The organism is Streptomyces sp. NPDC050610 (assembly GCF_040654875.1).
GTDB lineage: Bacteria > Actinomycetota > Actinomycetes > Streptomycetales > Streptomycetaceae > Streptomyces.
Map to the genome: position 1 here is coordinate 66366 of NZ_JBFAIV010000031.1, position 17594 is coordinate 83959.

At 71.0% G+C, this 17594-nt stretch carries 1 protein-coding gene; it reads right to left on the minus strand.

Annotated features, from left to right (window positions below; all coding sequences use genetic code 11):
• Nucleotide 1: 1 nt before the first annotated feature.
• Nucleotides 2–17314, minus strand: coding sequence for an amino acid adenylation domain-containing protein (locus AB0I22_RS30625; RefSeq protein WP_363134206.1), 17313 nt, complete (start codon nucleotides 17312–17314; stop codon nucleotides 2–4).
• Nucleotides 17315–17594 lie beyond the last annotated feature (280 nt).

Below are 17594 nucleotides of genomic sequence, written 5' to 3' on the forward strand. Positions count from 1 at the left end.
CTTACAACGGATTGTGTGCAGGGGGGAGTGCGGGACCGTCGGCGAACTCGTCCTCGAACGCCTCGACTTCGTCCTGTGCGAGGTCCAGGAGGAGGAAGTCGGAGGGGGTGTGGCCGCCCGCGCCGGGGGCGGTGGTGTGCGCGGCCAGCCCGGACAGCATCGCCAGCCAGCCCTGTCCGAGGCGTTCGACCGCGGCCTCGTCCAGCAGCTCACCGGCCCAGCCCAGGGTGAGGGTCAGCTCCGGCCCCTGCGTCGTGTCCCGGATCACCGCGCCCGCCTCCAGCGCGTGGGTGACCGGCATGTCCGGCTCGGCGGAACCGCCGACGGCCGACGCGCCGGCCGGCTGCCACGCGCCGACCGGGTCCGTACTCGCGCCTGGGCCCGTGCCCGCACCCGCTCCCGTGCTCGTACGGGCGGGGAACCGGCCCAGGTAGTTGAACCCGATCTGCGGCGACGGCAGCCCGGCGAGCACTGGACTCGTCTCCGGATTCAGGTGGCGCAGCATGCCGTGGCCCAGCCCATCGCCAGGGATCGCCAGCAGTTGTTCCTTGACCGCTTTCAGCAGCTCACCGGCGGCCGAATCACCTGTTCGGGCACGGTGCAGATCGATGCCGGTCGTCTTCAGCCGGGCCGGATGCACATTGGTGAACCAGCCCACCGTGCGCGAGAGGTCGGTGCCCGCCAGGGGCTCCCGGCCGTGCCCCTCGATGTCCAGCAGCACTCCGGAGGCGGCTCCGTTGCCGGGCCGCCACTGCCCCACGGCCCCGGCCAAGGCGGCGAGCAGCACCTCGTGGACACCGCAGTGGAAGACGGAAAGGGTACGGCCCGCCAGGGTGGCGGCCTGCGACGAGGGGACCGTCCACGAACGGTCCCGCCAGGTCGCGGCGGTGTCCCGCGCCGGGTCCAGCGCTCGCCGCCCCAAGAGCGGCTCGGACTCGCCCGTCAGCATGGCCCAGTCGTCCAGCTCGGCCCGCCGCCCCTCGCTACGGGCCTGCGCAGCCAGCTCCCGCGCCCACCGGCGGAAGGACGTGCCCGCCGGGTCCGGCGCGGGGTCCCGGCCCGCTGCCGCCGCCTCGCACGCCGCCTGGAGATCGGGCAGCAGAATCCGCCAGGAGACGCCGTCCACCGCCAGGTGGTGCACCACCAGCACCAGGCGACCAGTCCGCCGGAGGCCTGCGTCCAGCCATACCGCTTGCGCCATCACACCTGCGGCGGGGTCCAGGCGCTCGACCGCTCGTTGGGCCGCTTCGTCCGCGAGGGCGTCGAGGTCGTCGTCGGTGATCGCGTCCAGGGCTGCGTCGGTGAGCGCGTCCGGGTTCGCGTCCGGGTTCACGTCCGTGGGCGTGCCCGGGTTCGCGTCCGTGGGCGTGTCCGAGGTCTCGACTCGGGGTGGGTGGGAGCCCCCGTCCCCGACGCCTGCCACATCGACTCGTACGACCAGTGCCGCCGCGTCCACCGAGCCGCGCTCGGCCACCACGAGAACGGGTTCGGAGCCACCGAGCACCGCGCGCGCCCGCAGCATGTCGTGCGCGTCCAGGACCGCGCCGAGACCGGCCCTCAGCACATCGAGACCCAGTCCCGGCGGAGCTCCCACCACGGACCACTGCGCGAACCGCGGGCCGGCGGCCGCCTCGCCCAACGCGCGCATCGCAGGGGTCCAGGGCACCTCGCCGATACCGACGTCGAGCGGCTCTTCCGCTGCCGCCCGGACCGGTTCCACGGCCAGCGCCAGCCGCTCCACGGTCTTCCCCTCGAAGACCTGACGGGGGGTCACCACCCAGCCGGAACGCCTTGCCCGCGAGGCCAGTTGCATCGACATGATCGAGTCGCCGCCCAGCTCGAAGAAGCTGTCCTCGGCGCTCACCCGCTCGGCACCCAGCACCTCGGCGAACAGCGCGCACAGAAGCTCTTCGGCCGCGCCTACGGGGGCACGACCCGCCGCCCGCACGGCGAAGTCCGGGGCGGGAAGGGCCGCCTTGTCCAACTTTCCGTTCGCCGTGAGCGGCAGGGCGTCCAGAACCATCACGGCTGCCGGAACCATGTACTCCGGCAGCATCTCGGCCACGTGCTCTCGCAGAGCTTGCGGGAGGGACGCGGGCTCCGGGACAGTCAGCGGCTCGGGGACACCTTCGTCGCCGGGAGCACGGGCCACTGCGTAACCGATCAGCCGCTTGTCGCCCGGCCGGTCCTCGCGGACGACGACGGCGGCCTGGGCAACGTCCGGATGGGACGCCAGCACGGACTCGATCTCGCCCGGCTCGACCCGGAAACCACGGATCTTCACCTGCTCGTCCGCCCGCCCGACGAAGTCCAACTGCCCGTCGGCCGTCCACCGCGCCAGGTCGCCCGAGCGGTACATACGCGCACCGGCAGCCGAGGGGCAGGCGACGAACCGCTCCGCCGTCAGCCCCGGGCGGCCCACATAGCCGCGTGCCAGCCCGGCCCCGGCCACGTACAGCTCACCCGTCACACCCGGCGGCACCGGCCTCAGAAAATCATCGAGGACGAAGACCTGAACGTTGCCGAGGGGACGGCCGACCGGCGGGGGTGCGTCCTGCGGGCTGATGCCCTCGTCCAGCGGCGTCGCCGTCGTGATCACGGTCGCCTCGGTCGGACCGTACGTATTCCACACCCGCGCCCCGGCCCGCCACCGCGCCGCCAGATCCGCACTCAGCCGCTCCGCACCCAGCACCCAGTTCTCGACACCCGGCACAGCAGCCGGATCCAGCACACCCAGGAGAGACGGGACGACACTCGCCACGCTCACGCCCGTCGCCGCGATCATCCGGGCCAGCGCCTCCGGCTCCGTACGCTCCGCACTCGACGCGACCGCCAGCGTGCCGCCCCCACCCAACGTCACCGCCACATCCAGCACCGCGGCATCGAAACTGAACGACGCGAACTGCAACGCCGTCACACCTTCAGACACACCCAGCACCGGCCGCATGACCTCCGCCAGATTCGCCACACCGCCATGCGCGACAGCCACACCCTTCGGCCGCCCCGTCGAACCGGACGTATAGATCACGTAGGCCAACTGCTGCGTAGCCAAAGGCTGTTGGAAGTGCTCAGCCGACTCCGTGCCGACGACTTCCACCACCTCGCCCAGCACCACTACGCGCGCCGCAGCGCCCTCCGCCACGTCAGCCGCTGTCTCAGCGGTCGCCAGGACGATCGACGCGCCACTGTCGGCGATCATGTACGCGAGCCGGTCCGCCGGATACTCCGGATCCAGCGGTACGTACGCGCCGCCCGCCTTCCACACCGCCAACTGCCCGACGACCATGTCCACCCCGCGCGGCAGGCACAGACCCACGCGCGACTCCCGGACCACACCCCGCCGCACCAGATACCGAGCCAGCCGGTTCGCCCGGCCCTCCAACTCCGCGTAGCTGACGGAGTGTTCAACGGATGTAGTCACTACCGCTGCCGCACCGGGCGAGCGCTTCGCCTGATCCGCGATCATCTCCGGCACCGACGCGCGAGATGTCGATGCTGCGTCAGTGGCGTTCCAGCCCGCCATCAGCTCGCGTTCCGCGGGTGCCAGCAGGTCGATACGGGCCACTGGCGCCGACGGATCGGCGACCAGCTGTTCCAGCACCCGTATCAGCCGATCCGCGATCGCCTCCGCGGCGGGACGGTCGTATACGTCCGGCCGGTAGTCGAGCTGCACCTCCAGCCGGTCCCCGGGACTGGCGATCAGCGCGAGCGGGTAGTGGCTGGCGTCCTGGGGCCGGCCGGTGGGACGCATGGTCAGCGTGCCGGGGCCGCTGGGCTGTTCGGCCGGGCGGGGGTAGTTCTCGTACACCACCAGGGTGTCGAACTCCGCGCCGGGTCCGGCGAGGCGGTTGATCTCCGCCAGCCCCATGTACTGATGCCCCATCAGCCGTACCTGGCGTTCCTGCAATTCGGCGAGCATCTCGATGACCGGCTGCCCCGCCGACAGGCTCACCCGAACCGGAAGCGTGTTGATGAACAGACCGATCGCCGACTGCACACCCGGCAGATCCGCCGGCCGTCCCGCGACCGTACTGCCGAACACCACGTCGGAACGGCCCGCCAGCCGCGCCAGCACCAGCGCCCAAGCGCCCCGCAGCATGTTCGCCACCGTCAGTCCGCGCTCGCGGGCCAGGCCCGTCAGGGAGCGGGTCAGCTCTTCATCGCACTGCCGGAACACCGGCTCGGGCTGCATCTGGACCCGCACCGAGTCCGCGGGCACGACGCGCGTCGGCTCGTCCGTCCCCGCCAGCTCAGCCCGCCATGCGGAGCGCGTCGCCTCCACGTCCTGGCGGCCGAGCCACGCCAGGTACTCCCGGTAGGACAGCGCCGGCGGCAACGACCGGCGGTCGCCGCCCTCGGCGTACACCGTCGTCAGATCATTGAGCATTGTCGACAACGACCAACCGTCCAGAATGATGTGATGGGTCGTCAATACGAGTTGGTGGCGGTCCTCGCCGACCCGGACGAGCAGCAGCCGCAGCAGCGGGGCCGCCGTCACATCGAAGCGCTCCGCCAGCTCGTTCTCCGTCAGCCGGGCCATCGCCGCCGACGCCTCCGCCTCGGGCAGCCCCGACAGATCGGCCTCGTGCCACGGCACCGCCACGTCACGCGCGACGGCCTGCACCGCCTCGCCCGAAGCCAATTGATGGAAACTCGCGCGCAGCCCCGGATGCCGCGTCAGCACCGCGTCCCAGGAAGCCCGCAACCGCCCGACGTCCAAAGGCCCCTCCAGGGCCAGAGCCCGCTGTCCGCCGTACACATCCGTCCCGCCGTCATCGAAGGCGGAGTGGAACAGCAGCCCTTCCTGCAACGGCGACAGCGGCCATACGTCCACCAGCCCCGGTACCGCGTGCTCCAGCTCCTCCACGCCCTCCTGCGACAGGTCGACGAGGGGGAAGTCCGAGGGCGAGTGCCCCCCGACGCCGGGGGCAGCAGGGTCGGCGACGTGCGTGGCGAGGCCGGCCAGCGTCGCCGCCCAGCCGTCCAGCAGCGCCCGCGCCGCCTCCTCTTCCAACAGCCGCTCCGGCCAGGAGAGGGTGAGCGTCAGCTCCGGCCCGCTGCCGGCCAGGTCGCGCACCATGCCCAGGATCTCCAGGGCGTGCATGACGGGCAGCTCCCCATCCGGGTCCTGACCGCTCACGACCTCGCCAGGTCCGAAACTGTCCGGATCGGTCTCGCCGGTCACGGTCCAGTCGGCCGCCGCGCCCACGGAACCCGTCTCAGCGGCCGCAACCCGCCCCAGGTAGTTGAACCCGATCTGTGCCGATGGCAGGTCGGCCAGTACGGGCGCGGTCTCGGCATTGAGACGACGCAGCATCCCGTACCCCAGCCCGTCCCCGGGCACCGCTCGCACCTGCTCCTTTACGAGCTTCAGCACCCGACCCGCAGCGGCGCCGCCCGCCCGCACCTCGGCCGCGTCGAAGTCTCCGGCGTCGAGCCGCACCGGCCGGACATTGGTGAACCAGCCCACCGTCCGCGACAGGTCCACCTCCGACGCCCGCCCGTGCCCCTCCACATCCACCAGGAAGCCACCGTCCACCCCACGGCCCCGCCACTCGCCCACCGCCACTGCCAACGCGGTCAGGAGAACGTCATCGATCCCGGCGTGGAACGCGGCCGGGGCAGCGGCGAGCAAGGCCGAAGTGGCTTGGGCGGAAACTGTCACCGAGACGCGCCGCACCGTCGCCTCGACATCACGGCTCGGGTCCACGCGCCGATCGGTCAGCAACGTGTCAGCACCCCGCAGCAGCTCGCACCACTCCGGCAGCTCCGCCACGCGGTCGGGGTTCTCCGCCTCGGCCGACAGCTCACGCGCCCACCGCCGGAACGACACCGGAACCCCGTCGAGCGACGGCTGCCGGCTAGCGGCCAACTCCCGGTAGGCATGCACCAGATCAGAGGACAGCGCCTGCCAGGACACGGAATCCACCGCAAGGTGATCCGCGACCACCAGCAGTCGCCCCTGCCTCCCCGGTCCGGCGTCGAGCCACACCGCCTGCACCATCACACCGGCCAACGGGTCCAACCGCCCCGCCGCTACCCGCAGTTGCTCAGCGAGCAGCTCGGACCACGCGCCTCCCGCCGTCGCGTCCACCCGACGTATCCGTACGAGCCCGTCGACGGAAACCGTCTCCGGCACCACCAACCGCCGGTACGGCTCCACCTCCAACCGCGCCCGCAACACATCATGACGCTCCATCACGACCCGTACTGCTCCAGCCAATGCCTCAAAGCCGGCACCGGCAGGCGTGACCAGCACACTCGACTGGACCACTCGGCCCGCGTTCTCCGGGCCGACTCGATCCAGCAGCTCGTGCATCACCGGAGTCAGGGGCACTTCGCCGACACCGGGCACCTCATCGCGGCAGTCAGCCTCATCGGCCGCGACCGCCACCACCGCCAGGCCCTCCGGCGTCCGCTCCTCGAAGACCTGACGGCTCGTGAACACCAAGCCCGCACGGCGGGCATTGGACACCAGGAGCATCGACATGATCGAGTCGCCGCCCAGCCCGAAGAAGCTGTCATCGGCCCCCACCCGCTCCACACCGAGCACCTCGCCGAACAGCGCGCACAGGAGCTCTTCCGTCGCACCGACCGGAGCACGGCCCGACACGCGCTCCGCGAAGTCCGGCGCGGGGAGCGCGGCTCGGTCGAGCTTCCCGTTGGCTGTCAGCGGCAGCGCCTCCAGCAGTACGACCGCTGCCGGGACCATGTAGTCGGGCAGCCGGCCACCGGCGTAGTCCCGCAGCTTTGCACTGTCGAGCGGCGCCGCGCCGTCGAGCGAGCCGCCGGACTCGCGATCGGAGGTGACGGAGTCGGCAAAAAGGGCGGGGAGGACTGGAGAGACTGGAACGACCGGCACCACGTATGCGATCAACTGCTTCTCGGCCGGCCGGTCCTCACGGAGCATCACAGCGGCCTGGACCACATCCGGGTGGGAGGCCAGAACGGACTCGATCTCGCCCGGCTCGACCCGGAAACCACGGATCTTCACCTGCTCGTCCGCCCGCCCCGCGAACTCCAACAGCCCGTCAGCCGTCCACCGCGCCAGGTCGCCCGAGCGGTACATCCGAGCGCCCGGAATGAAGGGGCAGGCCACGAACCGCTCCGCCGTCAGATCCGCACGCCCCACGTAGCCACGTGCCAGCCCGGCCCCGGCCACGTACAGCTCACCCGTGACTCCGGCAGGCGCCGGCCGCAGGAAGTCGTCGAGGACGAAGACCTGCGCGTTGCCGATGGGGCTGCCGATCGCGGGCGGCGCGTCCTGTGAGCTGATGCCCTCGTCCAGCAGCGTCGCCGTCGTGATCACGGTCGCCTCGGTCGGACCGTACGTATTCCACACCCGCGCCCCGGCCCGCCACCGCGCCGCCAGATCCGCACTCAGCCGCTCCGCACCCAGCACCCAGTTCTCGACGCCCGGCACAGCGGCCGGATCCAGCACACCGAGGAGGGACGGGACCACGCTCGCCACCCTCACACCGGCGGCCTCGATCATCCGGGCCAGCGCCTCCGGCTCCGTACGCTCCGCACTCGACGCGATCGCCAGCGTGCCGCCACCGCCCAAGGTCACCGCCACATCCAGCACCGCGGCATCGAAACTGAACGACGCGAACTGAAGCGCCGTCACACCTTCAGACACACCCAGCACCGGCCGCATGACCTCCGCCAGATTCGCCACACCACCGTGCGCGACAGCCACACCCTTCGGCCGCCCCGTCGAACCGGACGTGTAGATCACATACGCCAACTGATCCGACGTTATGGAGCGTTCCAAAGGCTCGGCGGACTCCAGGTTCACAGCCTCGGCCGCCGCGTCCAACAGCAGTGTCCTCGGCCCGGTCGGAGCCTCGGCCGCTGTCCGTGCGGTCGCCACCACTACGGACACGCCGCTGTCAGCTGCCATGTAGGCAAGTCGGTCCGCCGGGTATTCGGGGTCCAGCGGTACATACGCGCCGCCCGCCTTCCACACCGCCAGCAGCCCTACGACCATGTCCACCCCGCGCGGCAGGCACAGACCCACCCGCGACTCACGCCCCACACCCAACCGCACCAGGTACCGAGCCAGCCGATTCGCCCGACCCTCCAACTCCCCATACGTCAACGCATCCGCACCGCTCCGCACCGCCACCGCGCCCGGGGCGGAGGAGGCCCGAGCGGCGAAGAGATCCAGCACCGTCCCCGCGTCCAGCGGCTGAGCGGTGTCGTTCCACTCCCCCACTACTCGGGAGCGCTCCTCGGGGCCGAGGACGTCGATGTCGCTCACCCGGACCCCGGAGTCGGCCGCCATCTGCGCCAGCACTCGCACCAGCCGTGCCGCCACGGCGAGTACGCCCTCCTCGTCGAACAGGTCGGGCCGGTAGTCCAGCCAGAGTCCGAGGTCCTCAGCAGGGTTCACGCTCAGGGTCAGGGCGAAGTTGGTCGACTCGCGTATCTCGGTGTCCGTGAGCGTCAGCCCCGGGACGGACGGCTTCACCGCGGGGTCGCCCGGGTAGTTCTCGAACGCGAGCAAGGTGTCGAAGGAGGCACCGGGCCCGGCAAGTCGCTGAATGGCGCTCAGGCCCAAATGCTGATGATCGAGCAAGGCCGACTGCTGAACCTGCAGCTCCGTCAGCGTCTCCGCGACAGTCCGCCCCGGCTCCAACACCACCCGCACCGGCACGGTGTTGATGAACAGCCCCAACATCTCCGCCATACCCGGCAACTCCGCCGGACGCCCCGCCACCGTCGCCCCGAACACCACATCACTACGACCCGCCAACTGCCCGACCACCACAGCCCAAGCAGCCTGCACCACCGTATTGAGCGTCACACCGCAGTCACGGGACAGCCGCCCCAATGCGACAGCCAACTCCCGGCCTGTCTGAGCCACCACCCGGCCCGTCGCATCCGACCGCCTGGCAGCAGTCGCCGACGCCACCAGCGTGGGCTCCTCCGCCCCTGCCAACGCCGCCCGCCACGCCTCGTCGGCCGCCGCCACATCCTGCCGAGCCAGCCACGCCACATGCTCACGGTGCTGAGCCACCGCAGGCAGTCCGCTCCCACTGCCGCCCCCCGCATAGCACGCCCACAGCTCACGCAGCAGTACCGGCAACGACCAGCCGTCCAAGACAAGGTGATGGAGCGTCACCATCATCCGATAGCGATCCGTACCTACCTTGATCAGCAGCACTCGCAACAGCGGCGGCTCACCGAGATCGAAGCGCCGTGCCCGCTCCTCCGCACCCCACCGCTCCGACTCCGCCCACGCGGCCTCCGCGCCAAGCCCCGACACATCCTCCTCGCGCCACGGCAGCACCACATCCCGCACCACCGTCTGCACCGGCCGCCCCAACCCCGGCACCACACGGAAACCCACCCGCAACGCCGCATGCCGCTCCAACAGCACCCGCCACGACGCACGCAGCACACCCGCGTCCAGCCTGCCGTCGAGATCGACGACCAACTGCTCCATATAGGTGTCGTCGTCCTGCTCGTCGAACAGCGAGTGGAAGAGCAGCCCTTCCTGCAAGGGCGAGACCGGCAGCACTTCCGCCAGGCCGGAGACCGCCGCCTCCAGCTCCTCCACCTGACCCTGCGACAGCTCGACTAGGGAGAAGTCGGAAGGCGTGTATCCACCGCTCCCGGCGCCGGCCGTGTGCGAGGCCATGCCGCCAAGCGCCGCTGCCCAGCCGTTCAGAATTTCCCGCGCGGTGGCCTCGTCCAGCACCCGCTCCGGCCACGCCAGAGTCAGCGTGAGTTCCGGGCCGTCGGCAGTGTCGCGTACCGCTCCCAGCACCTCCAGGGCGTGCATCACGGGGAACGCGCCCGCCACGCTGCCGTCGAGTTCGGTCGCCAGGAGCGGCTGCCAGTCGCCCTCGCGGCCGGCGATCCGGCCCAGGTAGTTGAACCCGATCTGTGCCGATGGCAGGTCGGCCAGTACGGGCGCGGTCTCGGCATTGAGACGGCGCAGCATCCCGTACCCCAGCCCGTCCCCCGGCACTGCCCGTACCTGCTCCTTTACGAGCTTCAGCAGCCGACCGGCAGCGGCGCCGCCCGCCCGCACCTCGGCCGCGTCGAAGTCTCCGGCGTCGAGCCGTACCGGCCGGACGTTGGTGAACCAGCCCACTGTCCGCGACAGGTCCGCCTCCGACGCCCGCCCATGCCCCTCCACATCCACCAGGAAGCCGCCGTCCACCCCACGGCCCCGCCACCCGCCGACCGCCACTGCCAGACCGGCCAGCAGAACGTCATCGATGCCCGCGTGGAAAGCAGCCGGAACCCCCGCCAGCACCGCGGAGGCGACCTCGGCGGGAACCGTCATCGAGACGCGCCGCACCGTCGCCTCGACATCGCGGCTCGGGTCCACGCGCCGATCGGTCAGCAACGTGTCAGCACCCCGCAGCAACTCGCACCACTGCGACAGCTCCGCCACCCGGCCCGCGCTGGCCGCCTCGGCCGACAGCTCACGCGACCACCGCCGGAACGACACCGGAACCACGTCGAGCGACGGCTGACGGCCGGCGGCCAACTCGTCGTACGCGTACTCCAGGTCAGGCAACAGCACCTGCCAGGACACGGTGTCCACCACCAGGTGGTCCGCGACCACCAACAGCCGCCCCCGCCTCCCCGGTCCGGCGTCGAGCCACACCACCTGCACCATCACACCGGCTGACGGGTCCAACCGCTCCGCCGCCACCCGCACCTGCTCAGCGAGCGGCTCCGACCACGCGACCTCCGCCGAGGCGTCCACCCGACGTACGATCCCGTCGACGGAAGCCGCCTCCGGCACCACCAACCGCCGGTACGGCTCCACCTCCAACCGCGCCCGCAACACATCGTGACGGGCCATCAGGGTTCGCATCGCGACCGTCAGAGCGGCGAAGTCCAGATCTGCCGGAGTCATCACGACCGCCTGCTGGACCACTCGGCCCGCGTTCTCCGGGCCGACGCGGTCCAGCAGCTCGTGCATCACCGGAGTCAGGGGCACTTCGCCGACACCGGGCACCTCATCGCGGAGCTCCACGCCATCGGCCGCGACGGCCACCGTCGCCAGCCCGGCCGGTGTCCGCTGCTCGAAGACCTGACGGCTCGTGATCAGCAGTCCCGCGCGACGGGCGTGCGACACCAGCAGCATCGACATGATCGAGTCGCCGCCCAGCCCGAAGAAGCTGTCATCGGCGCCCACCTGTTCCAGCCCGAGCACCGAGCCGAACAACCCGCACAGCACTCCTTCGACCGCCGTCTCGGGTGCTCGGCCGTCCATCGCCGTGGTCTCGGGAGCAGGCAGGGCAGCCCTGTCGAGCTTCCCGTTCACCGTGAGCGGCAGGGCGTCCAGGACCATGAGGGCGCTCGGCACCATGTACTCCGGCAGGGCCCCGGCCGCGTACTCGCGCAGCGGCCGCACGTCGATGTCCTGGCCCTCAGGCACGACGTAGCCGACCAGCCGCTGCTCGCCCGGCCGGTCCTCCCGTACCAGCACGGCAGCCTGGGCCACCTCCGGATGGCCCGTCAGAACAGCTGCCACCTCGCCGGGTTCGACCCGGAACCCCCGGATCTTCACCTGCTCGTCCAAGCGCCCGACGAACTCCGTCTGCCCGTCGGCCGTCCACCGCGCCAGGTCGCCCGAGCGGTACATGCGCACACCGGGCAGGAAGGGCGAGGCCACGAACCGCTCCGCCGTCAGCCCCGGGCGGCCCACATAGCCGCGTGCCAGCCCGGCCCCGGCCACGTACAGTTCGCCTGTCACGCCCGCGGGCACCGGCCGCAGGAAGCTGTCCAGGACGAAGACCTTCACATTGCCGATGGGGCGGCCGATCGCCGGCGGCGCGTCCTGCGCGTCGATGCCCTCGGCCAGCAGCGCGGACGTGGTGATCACGCTCGCCTCGGTCGGGCCGTACGCGACCCACACCCGCGACTCGGCGCGCCACCGTGCGGCCAGGTCCGCGGTCACGCGCTCGGCGCCCACCACCCAGTTCTCGACGCCGGAGACGGCGGCCGGGTCCAGCGCTCCCAGCAGGGAGGGGACGACGCTCGCCACTTTCACGCCCGTCGTGTGGATCATCCGGGCGAGGGCTTCCGGCTCGGTACGTTCGTCGCTCGACGCGATCGCCAGCGTGCCCCCGGCGCCGAGGGTGACCGCGACGTCCAGCACCGCGGCGTCGAAGCTGAAGGAGGCGAACTGAAGCGCCGTCACGCCTTCGGTCACGCCCAACACGGGCCGCATGGCCTCCGCCAGGTTCGCGACACCGCCATGCGCGACCGCCACACCCTTCGGCCGACCGGTCGACCCGGACGTATAGATCACGTACGCCAACTGATGCGGCTCGACCGCGATATCGAGCGGCGATGCCGACTCGGCGTCGATGAATACGGCCACCTCGTCCAGGGCCACCGCGCGCGCGTCACCGGCCGAAACCTGGGCCGCTGCCTGAGTGGTCGTCAGGACGATCGACGCGCCACTGTCCGCGATCATGTAGGCGAGCCGGTCCGCCGGGTACTCCGGATCCAGCGGTACGTACGCGCCGCCCGCCTTCCACACCGCCAGCAGCCCCACGACCATGTCCACACCGCGCGGCAGGCACAGACCCACCCGCGACTCACGCCCCACACCCAGACGGGACAAGTACCGCGCCAGACGGTTCGCCCGACCCTCCAACTCTCGATACGTCAACGCGTCCGCACCACACCGAACCGCCACCGCGTGGGGCGACCGCTCCGGCCACCGTGCGTAGAGGTCGACGACAGTGCGCGCCGAGACCGGCAGCCCGGTGTCGTTCCACCGCTCGACCACCTGCGTACGCTCGGCCTCGCCGAGCACGTCGATGTCGCCGATCCGCGTCCCCGGGTCCGCCGCGATCTGTTCCAGCACCCGCATCAACCGGCGGCCCATCTGCACGGCTTGATGCCAGTCGATCCGATCCGGCTGGTAGTCCAGGTGGAGGTGGAGGACGTCGGCGGGGATGACGCCGAGCGCCACCGCGAAGTTGGTCGCCCCGCGTACTTCGGCGTTCGTCGGTGTCAGACCGTCAAGGGGCGGCGCGGCGGCCAGTTCGCCCGGGTAGTTCTCGAACGCGAGCAAGGTGTCGAAGGACGCTCCGGGCCCGGCAAGTCGCTGGATGGCGCTCAGGCCCAAATGCTGATGATCGAGCAAGGCCGACTGCTGAACCTGTAGCTCCGTCAGCGTCTCCGCGACAGTCCGCCCCGGCTCCAACACCACCCGCACCGGAACGGTGTTGATGAACAGCCCCAGCATCTCCGCCATACCCGGCAGATCCGCCGGACGCCCCGCCACCGTCGCCCCGAACACCACATCACTACGACCCGCCAACTGCCCGACCACCACAGCCCAAGCAGCCTGCACCACCGTATTCAACGTCACGCCACAGTCACGGGAGAGGGCTGCCAAGGCGGCGACCAGTTCCGGGCCCGACTGGGCCGTCACCCGGCCCGGCACACCCGCCTGACCCGAACCGACTCCCGGCGCGACCAGTGTGGGCTCTTCCACCCCCGCCAACGCCGACTGCCACGCCTCACCGGCCGCCACCGCATCCTGCCGGCCGAGCCACGCGAGATGCTCACGGTGCTGAGCCACCGCGGGGAGACCGTCCCCACTGCCGCATGCCGCATAGCAGGCCCACAGCTCACGCAGCAGTACCGGCAACGACCACCCGTCCAAGACAAGGTGATGGAGCGTCACCATCATCCGATAGCGATCCTGGCCAACCTTGATCAGCAGCACCCGCAACAGCGGCGGCTCACCGAGATCGAAGCGCCGCGCCCGCTCCTCCGCACCCCACCGCTCCGACTCCGCCCACGCGGCCTCCGCGCCAACGCCCGAGACATCCTCCTCGCGCCACGGCAGCACCACATCCCGCACCACCGTCTGCACCGGCCGCCCCAACCCCGGCACCACACGGAAACCCACCCGCAAAGCCGCATGCCGCTCCAACAGCACCCGCCACGACGCGCGCAACACGTCCACGTCGACAACCCCGTCGAGGTCGACGACCAGCTGCTCCGCGTAGACGTCCTCGTCCTGCTCGTCGAACAGCGAGTGGAAGAGCAGCCCCTCCTGCAGAGGCGAGACCGGCAGCACATCGACCAGCCCGGGAACCGCCGCCCTCAGCTCCTCCGTTTGACTCCGCGAAAGCGCCAGGAGAGGCACGCCGGACGGCGAGTGGCCACCGCTCCTGTCCCGCGCAGTACGTGTCGGCCCCGCATCAGCCCCCTCCAGATCCGGAGAGACGGCCACGGTCGCCAGGCCGGCCGGGGTGCGGTGCTCGAAGACCTGACGGGTGGTGATGGACAGTCCGACGCGCCGGGCGCCCGACACCAGCAGCATGGCGAGGATCGAATCGCCGCCCAGCCCGAAGAAGTTAGCGTCGGCGCTCACCCGCTCCAGGCCCAGCACCTCGGCGAACAGGCCGCACAACGCGGCTTCGAGAGGTGTCCGCGCGTCTCGCCCAGGGGCGCGTTCCTCGGTTCGGGGGGCAGGCAGTGCCGCCTTGTCCAGCTTGCCGTTCACCGTGAGCGGCAGGGCGTCGAGCAGCACCACCACACGGGGCACCATGTGTTCCGGCAGCGCCTCGGCCGCGTACTCGCGCACCGACGCCGGGTCGAGGTCCGGCGCCCCGGATACGACGTAGCCGACCAACCGCCGCTCGCCCGGCCGGTCCTCGCGGACCACCACCGCTGCCTGGCTCACCGACGGATGCGCCGTCAGAACGGCCTCGATCTCACCGGGTTCGACGCGGAAGCCGCGGATCTTGACCTGCTCGTCCGCGCGCCCGGCGAACTCCAACTGCCCGTCAGCCGTCCACCGTGCCAGGTCGCCGGAGCGGTACATCCGAGCGCCGGGCAGGAAGGGGCAGGCCACGAACCGATCGGCCGTCAGCCCGGCACGGCCCACGTAGCCGCGTGCCAGCCCGGCCCCGGCCACGTACAGGTCGCCGACCATGCCGACGGGCACCGGCTGAAGAGACTCGTCGAGGACGAAGACCCGGGCGTTGCCGATGGGGCTGCCGATCGCGGGCAGCGCGCCTTGCGAGCTGATGCCCTCGTCCAGCAGCGTCGCCGTCGTGATCACGGTCGCTTCGGTCGGACCGTACGTGTTCCACACCCGCGCCCCGGTCCGCCATCGCGCGGCCAGATCAGCGGTCAGCCGCTCGGCGCCCAGCACCCAGTTCCGTACGCCGGGTACGGCCGCCGGGTCCAGCACGCCCAGGAGGGACGGGACGACGCTCGCCACACTCACACCGGCCGCCTCGATCATCCGGGCGAGAGCTTCCGGCTCCTTGCGCTCCTCGCTCGACGCGATCGCCAGCGTGCCGCCACCGCCCAACGTCACCGCCACATCCAGCACCGCGGCATCGAAACTGAACGACGCGAACTGAAGCGCCGTCACACCTTCAGACACACCCAGCACCGGCCGCATGACCTCCGCCAGATTCGCCACACCGCCGTGCGCGACAGCCACACCCTTCGGCCGACCCGTCGAACCGGAGGTGTAGATCACATACGCCAACTGGTCGGTCTTGGGCGCCGTTTCGAGCGGAGCTTTCCTCTCGGCCCCAACGCGCTCGTTCGCGATGTCCTCCAACGCCACGACGCGCACTGTGTCGGCCGGCGCCTTCGCCATCGTCGCCCCGGTCGCCAGCACCACCGACGCTCCGCTGTCGGCAGCCATGAACGCCAGCCGGTCCGCCGGGTATTCGGGGTCCAGCGGTACGTACGCGCCACCGGCCTTCCACACCGCCAACTGCCCGACGACCATGTCCACCCCGCGCGGCAGGCACAGACCCACCCGCGACTCCCGGACCACACCCGACCGCACCAGGTACCGAGCCAGCCGATCCGCCCGGCCCTCCAGCTCCCCATACGTCAACGCATCCGGACCGCACCGGACGGCAACTGCGTCCGGAATTGCGGCGACCCGTGCGGAAAACAGCTCAAGAACGGAATCCGCCGATCGGGGTCGGCCGGTTTCATTCCGCTCGCCCACGGCCAGCGAGCGTTCGGAGTCGTTGAGGATGTCGATTCGCCCCATCGGAACGGAAGGGTTGTCCGCCGCCCTTTCCAAGAGCCGCAGGAATGATCGATGTGCGCCTTTCACCCAGGCGTCGTCGTACAGCGCGGAACTCGCCTCGAAGGTGATCCGAATCGCCGCACTGTCCGGTGTTTCGGAGACTGTTTCGGAGACTGTTTCGGAGACCAGGACGCCGAATTCATCGACGAGTCGATTCGACAGGTCGTGGACGGTTGCCCGGCACGGCCCGAATCGAAGTTCTTCATCCGCCGGAACGATGCGCACGTACGGTCCGAAGTTCCGGCGGTCGTCCTCCGGTCGACCCAGTTCGCGGCGGAGCCGGTCCCCTCGGAATTGCTGATGCTCCAGCAGTTCGGTGATTCCACGGTCCGCCTCGCCCACCAGCTCCGCCAGGCCCGCCCCGGCCCGTACCGGAAACCTGAGGGGCAGTGTGTCGGCCATCGCGCACGGCGTCCGCCGGTCCCCGTATTCCGCCCGGCCCGATATCGCCAGGCTCAGTGCTGCCTCGTCCGCGCCGGTCATCCGGCCGACGAACGCCCCTAGCGCGGCGATCACCCATCGCTGCCAGCTCACGCCGCTCCGAGAGGCCGCGGCCCGCAGCCGGGACGCCGCGGCCGGTGCCAGGCTCCCCGTCTCCCGGCGCACCGTTCCGCCGTCCCCGGCCATACCACCCCCGAGCCCAGACGCACCCGCGCCCTCGGCCGGGCCGGTGCCGCCCGACCGGTAGCCCGGAATGGCGACCGGCGCCGGCCGGCCGGCGCAGCGGTCGAGCCAGTACGCCCGGTCACGCGCGTACCGCTCCGACTCCAGGTAGGCCGTCTCCCGCTCAGCGGCCGCGCGCAGCGACACGTAGTGCGGTTCGGAAACGGCCCCGCCTCGCGAGAGCGCCGTGTACACCTCGGCGACGCGCCGCTCCAGCAGCGCGGACGCGAATTCGTCCACCAGCAGCGGGCTGTAGCACTGCGACCAGAGATGGCGGTCGGCGGCGAGCCGGTAGACGGCGTAGGAGAACGGCCGCTCACCAGCTGCGGCGGCATCCCGCATGCGTAGCGCCTCCGCCCGTATCAGCTCCTCCGCCGCGCGCCGGGGGTCGCTCTCGCCGCGCAGGTCGATGAGCGGCAGCTCCGGTTCCGGGTCCCCGGCGACGAGTTGAGCGGTTCCTTCGCCGTCCGTCAGGGTGTGCGCGCGCAGTATCTCCGTCTCGTCAGCGACCAGCTTCAGCGCGCGGGCGAGGGTGTCCAGGTCGAGAGCTCCGGTCACGTCGACGTACCGGTGGATCGTGTCGAGCACGCGGGAATTCCCCGTTTCTCGCGTCGTCCCCATATCTCGCCGGTCAATTCCCTGCCGGGCTTCGGACAGGGGCAGCGCGTCACCGTTCCGGCCGTTCATCTTTTCCCCCTCAACGGGCAGCCCCGTTCCCGAAGCGCCTGCTGTTGCCCAGCCGGACTTGTACCGACTGCTCACCGTGCACACATCCACACATCAGGCGGTGTCGACCACCGCCGGCCCGTGCTCCGGCCCGGGGGAAAGGCGGCACGGATTCGCGCACGTACGGAATTCTCTGTCCAGC